Source organism: Azospirillum sp. CT11-132, from assembly GCF_047302835.1.
In the GTDB taxonomy this organism is placed as follows: Bacteria; Pseudomonadota; Alphaproteobacteria; order Azospirillales; family Azospirillaceae; genus Azospirillum.
In genome coordinates this window covers 1,338,447-1,351,366 of the sequence record NZ_JBGLZA010000003.1, presented here as the reverse complement: position 1 = coordinate 1,351,366, position 12,920 = coordinate 1,338,447, and the positions used below count along the sequence as shown (strand labels likewise).

The 12,920-nt window shown below is 64.8% G+C and carries 12 protein-coding genes and 1 tRNA gene; 11 read left to right on the top strand and 2 right to left on the bottom strand.

The genetic code is table 11. The features are described from left to right. Positions 1-10: 10 nt before the first annotated feature. Together ACCD06_RS12130 and ACCD06_RS12125 are read left to right on the top strand one after the other, a co-directional pair. Positions 11-283: an HU family DNA-binding protein gene (locus ACCD06_RS12130; protein ID WP_012974523.1), complete on the top strand. Its 273-nt coding sequence runs from the start codon at positions 11-13 to the stop codon at positions 281-283. Between the two features lie 107 nt (positions 284-390). Further along, positions 391-465 (top strand) — tRNA-Val (locus ACCD06_RS12125). A gap of 94 nt (positions 466-559) precedes the next feature. On the opposite strand, the gene ACCD06_RS12120 is transcribed toward ACCD06_RS12125, so the two are convergent. Together ACCD06_RS12120 and ACCD06_RS12115 are read right to left on the bottom strand one after the other, a co-directional pair. After that, a complete protein-coding gene (locus ACCD06_RS12120) occupies positions 560-1,747 on the bottom strand; it encodes a hypothetical protein (RefSeq protein WP_413340908.1) in 1,188 nt (395 codons plus the stop codon). A gap of 133 nt (positions 1,748-1,880) precedes the next feature. Beyond that, positions 1,881-4,145 (bottom strand): DNA topoisomerase, encoded by a 2,265-nt coding sequence (locus tag ACCD06_RS12115; RefSeq protein WP_413340906.1) that lies wholly within the window; start codon positions 4,143-4,145, stop codon positions 1,881-1,883. A 75-nt stretch (positions 4,146-4,220) separates the two neighbouring features. On the opposite strand from ACCD06_RS12115, the gene ACCD06_RS12110 reads away from it, so the two are divergent. The 9 genes from ACCD06_RS12110 to rplQ all read left to right on the top strand — a co-directional run bounded on the left by ACCD06_RS12110 (position 4,221) and on the right by rplQ (position 12,820). After that, positions 4,221-4,973: a trypsin-like serine peptidase gene (locus tag ACCD06_RS12110; RefSeq protein WP_413340904.1), complete on the top strand. Its 753-nt coding sequence runs from the start codon at positions 4,221-4,223 to the stop codon at positions 4,971-4,973. A 97-nt stretch (positions 4,974-5,070) separates the two neighbouring features. Continuing rightward, positions 5,071-5,418 carry a RidA family protein gene (locus tag ACCD06_RS12105; protein WP_014248117.1) on the top strand — a complete coding sequence of 116 codons (348 nt, stop codon included), beginning with the start codon at positions 5,071-5,073 and terminating at the stop codon, positions 5,416-5,418. 228 nt (positions 5,419-5,646) lie between these two features. After that, complete coding sequence (fusA, locus tag ACCD06_RS12100) at positions 5,647-7,788, top strand: elongation factor G (protein WP_413340901.1); 2,142 nt, start codon at positions 5,647-5,649, stop codon at positions 7,786-7,788. Between the two features lie 302 nt (positions 7,789-8,090). After that, positions 8,091-8,567: a tetratricopeptide repeat protein gene (locus ACCD06_RS12095; RefSeq protein ID WP_247871523.1), complete on the top strand. Its 477-nt coding sequence runs from the start codon at positions 8,091-8,093 to the stop codon at positions 8,565-8,567. A gap of 104 nt (positions 8,568-8,671) precedes the next feature. After that, on the top strand, positions 8,672-10,114 hold the full coding sequence (locus ACCD06_RS12090; protein ID WP_413340899.1) for a hypothetical protein: 1,443 nt from the start codon (positions 8,672-8,674) through the stop codon (positions 10,112-10,114). Between the two features lie 182 nt (positions 10,115-10,296). After that, positions 10,297-10,665 (top strand): 30S ribosomal protein S13, encoded by a 369-nt coding sequence (gene rpsM, locus ACCD06_RS12085; protein WP_012974491.1) that lies wholly within the window; start codon positions 10,297-10,299, stop codon positions 10,663-10,665. 15 nt (positions 10,666-10,680) lie between these two features. After that, positions 10,681-11,079 carry a 30S ribosomal protein S11 gene (rpsK, locus tag ACCD06_RS12080; RefSeq protein WP_012974490.1) on the top strand — a complete coding sequence of 133 codons (399 nt, stop codon included), beginning with the start codon at positions 10,681-10,683 and terminating at the stop codon, positions 11,077-11,079. A 135-nt stretch (positions 11,080-11,214) separates the two neighbouring features. After that, the gene (locus ACCD06_RS12075; RefSeq protein WP_085089782.1) at positions 11,215-12,231 is read left to right on the top strand and encodes a DNA-directed RNA polymerase subunit alpha; all 1,017 of its coding nucleotides are present in this window, start codon (positions 11,215-11,217) and stop codon (positions 12,229-12,231) included. A 160-nt stretch (positions 12,232-12,391) separates the two neighbouring features. After that, a complete protein-coding gene (gene rplQ, locus ACCD06_RS12070; RefSeq protein ID WP_413340895.1) occupies positions 12,392-12,820 on the top strand; it encodes a 50S ribosomal protein L17 in 429 nt (142 codons plus the stop codon). The last annotated feature ends 100 nt before the right edge of the window (positions 12,821-12,920 follow it).

The following is a 12,920-nucleotide window of genomic DNA, read 5'->3' as shown; positions in this document are numbered from 1 at the left end:
GGGGGATTGCGTGAACAAGAACGATCTCGTGGCGCATGTTGCCGAAGCGTCCGGTCTGTCCAAGACCGACGCCACGAAGGCCGTCGACGCCGTGTTCGACAGCATCGCCGAATCCTTGAAGAACGGCGATGAAGTCCGTCTTGTCGGCTTCGGCACCTTCGCGGTGGCTGAGCGCCCCGCGACCGAGGGCCGCAACCCGCGTACCGGCGAGAAAATCGACATCCCGGCATCCAAGCAGCCGAAGTTCAAGGCGGGCAAGACCCTCAAGGACGCTCTGAACTGAGCGTGAGGTTCAGCAAGCTTGAAGTTTCCGGCCCGCTCAGGGCATAGTGCGGCCGGCCGGGCAACCACCCGGCCGGCTTGCATTTCAGTGCATGATTTTTCAGGTACGGGCGATTAGCTCAGCGGTAGAGCGTCTCGTTTACACCGAGAATGTCGGGGGTTCGATCCCCTCATCGCCCACCATCATCCCCATTGCTGTCCATGTAGTCAGGCCCCGTTCCGGGGCTTTTTTCATGTCCGCATGGTGTGGGGCGCTGGACGGGCGCCCCTTTGCCGGTTACTGCTCGCCGCAAGGATTGGGCTGGTCCTTCATGCCGACATACCCCTGCTTGGCGTCATACAGGAATTGGTATTGGCGCAGAAAATGGCGGCCGGTGTTGATGAACGGCGCCTTCTTGGGAGCGGGCGGGGGCGGCTCGGTGCTGGAGGGGATGACCTGTGCCGGTTCGTTCGGTGCGCCGGCCCCGACGATGAAGGCGTCGGTCGCAATCGGATCGCCGGCATTCGGAATCTGGACAGCCACCGACGTGTTGGGCGCCAGTACCCACACCATCTTTGTCGGCTCGCTCAGATCGGCCTGCTCCACCTTGTCGAATTGGATCGCAGGCGGCAGCGTCATGTAGCTCTGCGGGATCCCGGTATCCACCAGGATGTTGGCCGTCGTGCAGACCGGACCGTCGGCATTGCGGTTCACCTCCGGATTCACCGTGATGCAGCCCTGCGGCATCATCCTGTCGCCGGGATATTGCGGGTAGGGGGCCAACTGGGCGAAGCGGAAGCCGGATGTGTTGGCGGCGGTCAGGCCGACCTCGATGCCCTGGCGGCCGATGATGTAACCCTTGTTCAGCGTGCCATCGGCGATGGGCTGGCCGTTCACACTGCGCAGGTTCAGCAGGACATTCTTGTCGGGCGTGCCTTGCGGCTGGAAATCGGCCTCCTGGCCGAAACCGACGCCCATATACAGCACCGGCTTCTCCGGCGCGGGCAGGTTGGGACAAATTTTCTGGTCGGTCTGGTAACTGTCGCATCGGCCTGATTGCTCCACGCCCAGGATCAAGACCTCGGAGGTCGCGACCGGCTTGTTGCCGCGGTCATAGAGCGTGACCGTCATCGGCACCCAGGTGCCGACCCACAGAACCTTGCTGCTCGACAGGAACTGCGTGCCCGGCTTGGCGCCCGGTGCCGTTTTCAGCGTCTCATAGTTGGGGATGTTGGTGGCGGACATGGCGACGCCGACCGATCCGGTGTCCATCGTCACCGTGTGGATGGTGCTGTCGCCGGCAATGCTGAAATTCAGCTTCGGCGGATCGGTGAAGGACACCGATTGGAAATTCGCGAACGGGATACATTGCGTCACGCTGGTGCCGCCGTAGTTCGGTTGGCTCTGGGCCAGCGCAGGGGCTATCGCCACCAGGGTCAGCGCGGCCGCGATGACGGTCCGCGAGGTCGGGCTGGAAAATCTCATGGGAAGCGCTCAGCATTGATTGAGACCGCCATGAGAGTTACCGACCAAGCAGGTCTCGTCCAGCAATCAATATAGCCAAAATCGCGCAAATCTCCGCTGGTACGCAACCGGTAGCCCGGTGGTTGGGCTGTGGTCAGCGTGCGTGCTGATCCAGAAAACTGCGGCATTGATCGAAATCGCGCAGGCACGGGTCGGGCAGGGCGATGCCCTTGCGTTCTGCCAAGCTGCGGGCGAAGGCAACCATACGCTCAGTCGGCTCACGACGGCGCCGCGACTCCGGAATGGGCGAAGCCTCTGCCGGCGCGCTCTCAGCCGCTGCGGCGGCAGGCGGGGCGCTGCTGGCTCCCTTGGTCTTGCGGGTGCGTCGCGGCTTTGGCGCCGCCGCGTCCCCCTCGGCGGGAGCCGCAATCTTGCGGGTCCGCCGTCGCGCAGGTTTCGCCACATCGCCCGACACAGCGGCGCCGCCCCGCGTCGTCGTGCTTCGTCCCGCGGCGCCGCGCCGGGCGAATCGGACCTTGACGGCGGGCAAGCCGAGATCCAGCGTGGCACCGCGTTGTCCGATCAATGCGCCGATCAGCCGGTCGGCCTCGCTGGCGATGGCGTCGATCACATGGCGGAAATCGGCGCGGCCGGTCACCACCTCGTCGAGCTTCATCTCCCACAGCGCGGTGGTGCCGGGATCGACCAGGGTGGGGGCGGCGGCGCGCAGTGTTTCGAACAGATGGAGGCCGGCGGGGGTCGGCACCAACCATTTGCCGTCCGCCCCCAACAGGTTCTGCTTGCGCAGACCCTTTATCACCTCGGCGCGGGTGGCCGGGGTGCCGATTCCCTTGGCCTCCTTCAGCCGGTCGCGCAGAGCCGGATCCTCGACGAACCGCCAAGCGTTCTGCATGGCGTCGACCAGCGTGCCTTCGTTGTAGCGTGGCGGCGCCTGTGTGCGCTTGGCCTCCACCTTGGGATCGCTCAGGGTCGCCAATTCGCCGTCGGTCAGCGGCGGCAGGGTCTGCTCGGCCTCTTCTTCCGCCTTGCCGCCGGAGCGGTCGTCGCTCTCGGCGGAGCCGAAGGCGGCCTTCCAGCCCAGCTTCAGCGGGATGCGGCCGACGGCGCGGAAGGTGACCGGTTTGCCACCTCCAGCCGATGGCACCGGAACCGGCATGGTCACGCTGGTCTGGCGATACTCGTAATCCGGCATCACCGCGGCCAGATAGGAGCGGCATATCAGCGCGAACAGCCGCTTCTCGTCGTCGGTCAGCCGGACCAGCCGCGACTCCAGATCGTCCAGCACATTGACGTTGGGGATCACCGCATGGTGCGACACGCCTTCCAACGCCTTGTCGCAAAAATGGCCGGACTTGCCCTTGCGGATCACCGGCCGGGCGATGTCGAGATGGGCGAAGCCGCGCAGCCTGGTCAGCGCCCCGACGATGGCCGGCGCGTCGGCGATCTGGTTCTCCGACAGGTAGCGCGCCTCGGCGCGCGGATAGGTGATGAGCTTCTTGCCCTCACCGTCATACAGTTCCTGCGCCACCGCCAGCGTACGGTCGGCGGTCCAACCCCAGCGCTGGCCGCAGGTCTTCTGCAGCGAGGGCAGGTCGTACAGCTTGGGTGGTGCCTGCCGCTTCTCCTCCACCGTGACGGTCAGCGGGCCGCGGTGGTTGTCGGCGGCGCGGGCGATGGCCTCGGCGGCGGCGCGGTCCTTGATGCGGTCGTTCGGCGCCGGGGCGTGGCGCATCAGGAAGCTGCCCTCCGCCACGGTGGCAGTCGCCACGACCTCGAAATAATCCTCGGGCTTGAAGTTGCGGATCTCAAGCTCGCGCAGGCACACGATGGCCAGTGTCGGCGTCTTGACCCGGCCGATGCCGATGACGCCGCGGGTGCCGGGTGCCAGCAGGGTCTTGGTCGCGGTGCGGGTCAGCGACAGGTTGTAGATCTGGTCGGCCTGCTGGCGCGCCACTGCCGCCTCGTAGAGCGGTCGCATGGAGTCGTTGGGCTTCAGCGCGGCGAAGGCATCGCGCAGGGTCTTCGGGTCCTGCGCTGTGAAAAGCGCGCGCCGCACCTTGCCGCGATAGCCGACATGCTCCAGGATCTCCTGGCCGATCAGCTGGCCCTCGCGGTCGCAGTCGGTGGCGAGGATCACCTCGTCGCAGGCGCGCAGCGCGGCGGTGATCGCCTGCAGCTTCGCGGCCTTGTTGCCGCCCTGGTCGGGCCGGGTGGGAAAGAGCCCATCGGGTTTCAGCAGCGTCGGCGACCAGCGCTTCCAGGCGGGGTCGACCTCATCCGGCTCGGCAAGCCGCAGCAAATGGCCCTCGGCCGGCAGGATGCGGCCGTAGCGGTCGCCCAGGGCCGCGCGCAGGTCCTTCGCCTGACTGGATTTTTCGGTGATGATCAGCGTCGCCATGCGTCGGAGGATACGGGATTGAGGGAAACGGAGCAAGAACATGCGTGGGCTCGGCGCAGCCCTGGTCTTGGCCTTATGGTCGCAGCCGCGCTTGCTCTCGTGGTGTCGGCCGTCGCCTCTGGCGCCCATGCGGAACGGCCGCTGCTGCCCGGTGTCGGGCCTGGGGACCGGCGGGCGCCGGTGGATGCGACCGCGGAGCCTTGGAACAGTATCGTCCGGGTGCAGACCAATCTGGCTGGCCGCTGCACCGGGGCGCTGGTCGGCCGGCACACGGTGGTGACCGCCGGCCATTGCCTGTTCAACCCGCGCACGCGGCGCTTCCTGCAGGCGTCCTCCCTGCATGTCCTGTTCGGTTATGACCGGGGGGAGTTCACCCGCCATGTCACGGTGGCGCGCGTCGCGACCGACCCGGCCTATGATCCCGCATCAGCGACTCCCAAGGTCGCCGCCGACTGGGCGGTGCTGACCCTGTCTCAGCACGCGCCGGAGTCGGTTCCTCCGCTGCCCCTCAGCGCCGGACAACTGCCGCCGGGAACGCCGGTGATGCTCGGCGGATACAGCCAGGACCGGGCGCAGATCCTGATGGCCGACAGCGATTGTCATCTTCTGGGGGAAAGCGCCGGCCTGCTGGTGCACGATTGCGACGCCACGCGCGGAACCAGCGGCGGGCCGCTGCTGGTGCGGACACCCAGGGCGAACGGGGAGGGTTGGTCGGTCGCCGGAGTCGGCGTTGCCGCCGGGGTCGGCCCGGCCGTGCGCAATTTTGCAGTCCCGTCCGCGCGTTTCGCCGCACTTTTGGCGAAGGATGGCGCTGCGGGTCAGCCCTGAGCGGCTGAAACGCATTTTTCGCTTCGCGCGCGGCCCCGAATGGCATAGACGTACCCCCGTCTTTTTCGAGCCCCCCGGAACCCGGAGTCTTTCCGCAATGTCGATCCAGCGCTTCCACACCGGACCGCGCATGAGCCAGATGGTCGTCCACAAGGACACGGTCTATCTCGCCGGTCAGGTCGCCGACGAGCCGACGCCCGACGTCGAGCGTCAGACTGCCCAGATCCTGGCCCAGATCGACGCCTTGCTGGCGGAAGCGGGCAGCGACAAGAGCAAGCTGCTGTCGGCCACGATCTATCTGGTGGACATCGCCAGCTTCGGCGCGATGAACAAGGCTTGGGAGGCCTGGGTCGATCCGGCCAATCCGCCGGCCCGCGCCACGGTGGAAGCCAAGCTGGCCGCTCCTGAGTATCTCGTTGAAATTCAGGTCACCGCTGCTAAATAAGGCGGCGGAAACGGGGCGACCCGGCAGCCTCGGTTGGGGTGTGCCGGCGTGGCCCGAACGCTGTGAGGGCCGCGCGCTTCAATATTCCGACAAATTGCTTGTCGGTTTACGGAATGTTAATGACGCCTTAACAGATCGCCCGTAAAACCCCGACCAACCTCTGCCGCCGAAGCGGACGACCCTGACGGTCGCGCTTCGGTTGTCGCGTTACTGCAATGGAACCGCAACATGCCGCGCCAAACGCCACTGTCTGACATTCGGAACATCGGCATCATCGCCCACGTCGACGCGGGCAAGACGACGACCACCGAACGTATTCTGTACTACACCGGTCGCAAGCACACGATCATCGACGTCCACGAGACGAAGGATCTGAAGACGTCGACCACGACCGACTATATGGAGCAGGAGCAGAAGCGCGGCATCACCATTCAGTCCGCCGCGGTTTCGGCCTTCTGGCGCGACAAGAAGATCAACGTCATCGACACCCCCGGCCACGTCGACTTCACCATCGAGGTGAACCGTTCGCTGCGTGTCCTCGACGGTGCGGTCGTGGTGTTCGACGGCGTTGCCGGCGTGGAGCCGCAGTCGGAGACCAACTGGCGTCTGGCGGACAACTACAACGTTCCGCGCATCTGCTACGTCAACAAGATGGATCGCTCGGGCGCCAACTTCCAGCGCTGCGTCAGCATGATCCGTCAGCGCCTGAACGCCCGTCCGGTCTGCATCCAGGTTCCGCTCGGCTCGGAAGACAACTTCCGCGGCATGGTCGACCTCGTCGAGATGAAGGCCTATGTCTGGTTCTCGGACGACAAGGACGCCAAGTGGGAGACCTGGGAGATCACCGACGATCTCGCGGCCAAGCTCAACCTGACCGTCAAGGAAGACCTGGACAACGTCGCCAGCATTCCGGCTCTGCGCGCCGAACTCGTCGACACTGCCCTGGAGCAGGACGACGCGGCGATGGAAGCCTACCTGGAGTCGGGTGAGGAGCCGTCGGCCGAGGTGCTGCGCGCCTGCCTGCGCAAGGGCACCATCACCAGCGCCTTCACCCCGGTCCTCTGCGGCTCGTCCTACAAGAACAAGGGCGTCTGCCAGGTTCTGGACGCGGTCGTCGATCTGCTGCCGGCCCCGACCGACGTCGAGGCGATCAAGACGGTGGACGAGGACGGCAACCCGAACGGCGAGCGTCTCAGCTCCGACGAAGCGCCCTTCTCGGCGCTGGCCTTCAAGGTGCTGAACGACACCTACGGCTCGATGACCTTCATCCGCGTCTATTCGGGCGTGCTGACGAAGGGCATGTCGATCCTGAACTCGACCCGCGGCAAGCGCGAGAAGATCGGCCGCATGGTCGAGATGTTCGCGAAGGAAGCCAATCCGATCGAGGAAGCCCGCGCCGGCGACATCATCGCGCTCGTCTCCCTGCAGGAGACCGAGACCGGTGATACGCTGTGCGACGCCGCCCACCCGGTCATCCTGGAGCGTATGCGCTTCCCCGACCCCGTCATCAGCGTCTCGGTCGAGCCGAAGACCAAGGGCGAGCAGGAGAAGTTCTCGATCGCTCTCGGCAAGATGGTCCGCGCCGATCCGTCGCTCCGCCTGGAGACCGACCGTGAAACCGGCCAGACCATCCTGCGCGGCATGGGCGAGCTGCACCTGGAAGTGACGCTGGACCGCATGCGCACGGAGTTCGGCGTGGAAGGCAACATGGGCAAGCCCCAGGTCGCCTACCGCGAGACGATCACCAAGCCGGTCGAATACACCTATACCCACAAGAAGCAGACCGGTGGTTCGGGCCAGTTCGCCGAAGTGAAGATCATCTTCGAGCCGCAGGAGCGTGGCGCCGGCTTCAGCTTCAAGGACGAGACGGTCGGCGGTTCGGTTCCGCGCGAATACGTTCCGTCGGTCGGCAAGGGTCTGGAGATGCAGAAGGAAGACGGCGTCCTCGCCGGCTACCCGACTGTGGACTTCAGCGCTCGCCTGGTGGACGGCAAGTACCACGACGTCGACTCGAACGCCCTGACGTTCGAAATCGCCGCCAAGGCTTGCTTCCGTGAGGCTCTGCCGAAGGCCGGTCCGATCCTGCTGGAGCCGGTGATGAAGGTCGAGATCGTCACGCCGGAGGATTACCTGGGCGACGTCATCGGCGACGTGAACCGTCGTCGCGGCACCGTCCTGGGCCAGCTGGAGCGTGGTTCGAACATCGCCGTCGAGGCCAATGTCCCGCTGAACGAAATGTTCGGCTACATCGGCCAGCTGCGCGGCATGACCTCGGGCCGTGCGTCCTACACGATGGAGTTCAGCCACTACGAGCCGGTGCCGCGCAACGTCACCGACGAAATCGTGGCCGGCCGCAACAAGGCCGCCTGATCGTCTTCCGGACGATCGGGACACATCGTTAAAGCAGACGGCCGGCGGAGCGATCCGCCGGCCGTTCGCCGTTTCCGACCATTCTTCGGCCTGTACCAATGGTATAGGGGGCATAGGCCTGCGGCTCTAAAGCCCAAGGGCAGCGCCTCTGACCAATTCTTTAGCGCTTTGCAACCAAAAAATAGTTGGCAGCTCGCCGAATCCGTGCCCAAATTTGGAGCATGATGATTCGACGCTTCTTTTCCTTGACAGTGCTTTTGCTGCTGACCCTCGGGGTGCCGGCTGGCGCGGGGCAGGGAAACATGCGTCTCGACAGTCTTTTCCAGGCCTTGCACAGCGCCACCGACGCCGCCTATGCCGAATCGGTGGAGGAGCATATCTGGGACTTCTGGCTGGAACATCCCGACCCGGTGATGGTGCGCGACATGCGCGCCGGGGTGCTCAGCCTGAACGGCGACGACTACGAGTCGGCGCTGCACGCCTTCGACGCGGTGATCGCCCGCGACCCGTCCTATGCCGAAGGATGGAACAAGCGCGCCGCCGCCCATTACATGCTGGGCGACTATCGCGCCGCCATGCTGGACCTCCGCCATGCCCTGTCGCTCGAACCCCGTCATTTTGGGGCGCTGGTCGAGTTGGGCCTCGTCTATCTGGCGCTGGGCGACGAAAAGCCGGCGCTGCGGGCGTTCGATGCGGCGCTTAAGATCAACCCGCATCTCAGCCGCGTCCGAATCCAGGCCGACGCGATCCGTCATCGGATCGCGGGCACCGACCTCTAGGCGGACGGGCTTGCGTCGCGGATTGTCACGCGCAAATTTTCACTGAAAATCACTCAATGGGAGTATATCCTTCGGCTGTGCGACCGTAACGTGGTTGCATTGTCGTGGCTGCACGTCAGGAAAGCGGCGTGTCGGTGTCGCATGCCGGGGGCGTGATGTTCGACGAAGTGATCCGTGTGGTCGGTGAATTGCGGGTGCTGAGCGCACTCGGCCTGCTCGGCCTGTCCTTCATCCTTCCGCTGACGATCTTCATCGGCCGCAGCAACATCAAGAATGTGCGGCAGAAGATCATCGCGGACCTGGAATCGGTCTTCCGCATCGAAGGGCAGGATCACGACCAGCTGATCCCCTCCTTCGAATTCGCGGCCTATAAGTACCGAGCGCTGCCGCAGGGACCGGACAACACGCAGCCGTCGGAATGGCGCGCCTATTTCTTTCCGGTCCTGGTCTTCATCATGGTGTCCTTCAGCGGCTTTCTGACCTCCAGCGGCATGCTGCTGGGCAAGGATCGGTTGGACCATTTCCAGCCGCTGTTCAGCGGAATGACGCTGTACGGAGTTGACGGGGTCACGCCCATGGATCTGGTGCATTACCAGCTTCAGACCGTGGCGGTGCTGTCCTTCGCCTTCTTCGGCGCTTATGTGTGGTCGATCGACTACCTGATCCGCCGCATTTCCAACTACGATCTGTCGCCGATCTCTTTCCTGCGGGTGACCGGCCACATCATCCTGGCCTGCATCACCGCGGTCACGCTGCATCACGCCTATATGGACATTGCGAAGATTGCGCCGGAGGGGGCGGTCGGTGACGGCGTGCCGGAATTGCTGGTGGCGTTCCTGACCGGCTTCTTCCCCAAACTCGGTCTGCAAACGCTGCTGAGCCGGGTGCCGCAATTGCAGGTCCGGCGGATCGATCCCCGGGCCCAGAGCTTCATCCGCGAATATCCGATCGACATGATTCTCGGCATCGATTCGGCCATCAAATTCCGACTTGCCGAGTTCGAGATCGAGGACGTGCAGAATCTGGCCACGGCAAACCCGATCCTGCTGTTCGTTGAAACGCCCTACGGCATCTACGAGACGATGGATTGGGTGGCGCAGGCGCAGTTGATCCTGGCGCTCGACCTCGACCAGATCGAGGCGCTCCGGGTCATCAATGTCCGTACCATCTTCGACATCGAACGCTTCATGAGCCGGCCGGAGTCGCGGCCACGGCTGATGCAGGCGCTGAATTGCCCGAAGACCGACGGCAAGGGCGCGGTGCTGCTGGCCGACCGCGGCATCACGCTGGAGAATCTCGAGTCGGTTGTGCAGGCGATCGGCGAGGATCTGCATGTCCAACGTCTGCGCCAGATCTGGCGCAACATCGAATTGAAGCTTGGCCTGGACCTGCCGCAGGTCCTGCGTGACCGTGCGCTGCTGAAAGCCGGTAGGATGCCGCTGCGGCCGGTTGCGGTCGAGGACATGGAGGATGACAACTCCAGTTCCGGCCTTGCACAGGCAGCCACTGGCGCGACACCGATCCGGCAGCCGGTTCCGGCCGAATAGCGGCCGGCAATTCACCTTGACAAGTTCTGGAGTTTTCCTATAGTCGCACCCTCTCGCCGTCCTGCTAGGGTGGCGGGTAACATTGTGCGTTCCTGGTCCCGGCGTTGTGCCGGGCGGGATTTGCTCGGTGTGTAGGCGGCCCGACGGGCTGCCGTTGAGATATCGAGACTGAGGAGAGCAGCGTGGCGCGTATCGCTGGCGTCAACATCCCCGCGCAGAAGCGCGTGGAGATCGGGTTGACCTACATCCATGGCATCGGCCCCTTCAAGGCCAAGGAAATCTGCGCGAAGCTGGAAATCCCGGCCGAGCGTCGCGTGAACGAGCTGACGGACGACGAAGTCCTGAAGATCCGCGAGACCATCGACGCCGACTACCGCGTCGAGGGCGATCTTCGTCGTGAAGTCGCCATGAACATCAAGCGTCTGATGGACCTGGGCTGCTACCGTGGCCTGCGTCACCGCAAGGGCCTGCCGGTCCGCGGCCAGCGCACCCACACGAACGCCCGCACCCGCAAGGGTCCGGCCAAGCCGATCGCCGGCAAGAAGAAGTAAGAGGACGAACGCAAAATGGCCAAGCCCTCCGCTGCTTCTCAGCGCCTGCGTCGCCGCGAGCGCAAGAACATCACCGCCGGCGTCGCTCACGTGAACGCCTCGTTCAACAACACGATGATCACCATCACCGACGCGCAGGGCAACACCATTGCCTGGTCGTCGTCGGGCACCATGGGCTTCAAGGGTTCGCGCAAGTCGACGCCCTACGCCGCCCAGGTCGCTGCCGAGGACGCCGGCCGCAAGGCCCAGGAACACGGCATGAAGACCCTGGAAGTCGAAGTGAAGGGTCCGGGTTCGGGGCGTGAGTCCGCCCTGCGCGCCCTGCAGTCGATCGGCTTCCAGATCACGTCGATCCGCGACGTCACGCCGATCCCGCACAACGGCGTTCGCCCGCCGAAGAAGCGTCGCGTCTGATTCAGCATTGTTTCCGCACCCGCGGGGACCAGCCATTCCGGGACAGGGGGCCGCAGCCATCGCGGTCCCCTCAGCATGGGAATGGTTCGGGCCCCGCGGGTTCGTGTTCACCCGATGGCATCTTGAGGTCGATCCGTGCTTCAGAAGAACTGGCAGGAACTGATTAAGCCGAGCAAGCTGGACATCCAGCCCGGTGACGACGCCGACCGTTTCGCGACGGTGGTCGCCGAACCGCTGGAACGCGGCTTCGGTCTGACCCTGGGCAACGCCCTGCGCCGCATCCTGCTCTCCTCGCTGCAGGGTGCGGCCGTCACGTCGATCCACATCGACGGCGTGCTGCATGAGTTCTCGTCCATCCCCGGCGTCCGCGAGGACGTGACCGACATCGTCCTGAACATCAAGACGATGGGTCTGCGCATGGGCGGCGACGGCCCGAAGCGCATGCGCCTGCGCGCCGAAGGCCCGGGCGAGGTCAAGGCCGGCATGATCGAGACCGGTCCCGACATCCAGGTCATGGATCCGGAACTGGTCATCTGCACGCTGGACAACGGCGCGCGGCTGAACATGGAACTGACGGTCGAGACCGGCAAGGGCTATGTCCCGGCCAGCCAGAACCGTCCGGAAGACGCGCCCATCGGCCTGATTCCGATCGACGCCCTGTTCTCCCCGGTCCGCAAGGTGTCCTACAAGGTTGACAATGCCCGCGTCGGGCAGGTCACCGACTATGACCGCCTGTCGATGACGGTGGAGACCAACGGTTCGGTCAAGCCGGACGACGCGGTGGCCCTGGCCGCCCGCATCCTGCAGGACCAGCTGCAGCTGTTCATCAACTTCGAGGAGCCGACTCACGCCGTCTCCGAGGAGAAGCACGAGGAGGTTCCGTTCAACAAGAACCTGCTCCGCAAGGTGGACGAGCTGGAACTGTCGGTCCGTTCGGCCAACTGCCTCAAGAACGACAACATCGTCTACATCGGCGATCTGGTGCAGAAGACGGAAGCGGAGATGCTCCGCACCCCGAACTTCGGCCGCAAGTCGCTGAACGAGATCAAGGAAGTGCTGTCCCAGATGGGCCTGCACCTCGGTATGGAAATCCCGAACTGGCCGCCGGAGAACATCGAAGAGCTGGCCAAGCGCCTGGAAGAGCCGTACTAAGCATCTCGCTTGTTTCCGCGCCCTTTCCGCCCTTGGGCGGGGAGGGCGCATTTCCCAGGGCCGAAGCGGCCCGACCCCATGGCCGTACCAGCGTTACGACTGGGCGGCGGGGTTCACGATCGGCTCCCCGAGGGGGGCCATGCCATGAAGGAGGACCGCCATGCGTCACGGCGTTTCGGGACGTAAGTTCAGCAAGACCAGCAGCCACCGCAAGGCCATGTTCTCGAACATGGCGAACGCGGTGATCAAGCACGAGCAGATCACCACCACCCTGCCGAAGGCGAAGGACCTGCGTCCGATCGTCGACAAGCTGATCACGCTCGGCAAGAAGGGTGGCCTGGCCAACCGTCGTCTGGCCTTCGCGCAGCTGCGCGACAACGACACGGTCACCAAGCTGTTCACGGTGCTGGCCGACCGCTACAAGGATCGCCAGGGTGGCTACAGCCGCGTCCTGAAGGCCGGCTTCCGCTATGGCGACGCCGCCGACATGGCCGTGTTCGAGCTGGTCGACCGCGACGTCTCCGCCAAGGGTCAGGATTCGGGCCCGACGCAGGATGCCGTCGAGGCCGAAGCCGGGACCGCCGAGTGATATGACCGGGCATCGCGCCGGTTATCCTGACCGTGCGGCATCGGGCCTCAGGGCCCCGTGTCGTGCAGGACGGAACCGCCGATATCGGTGATATGTTAGA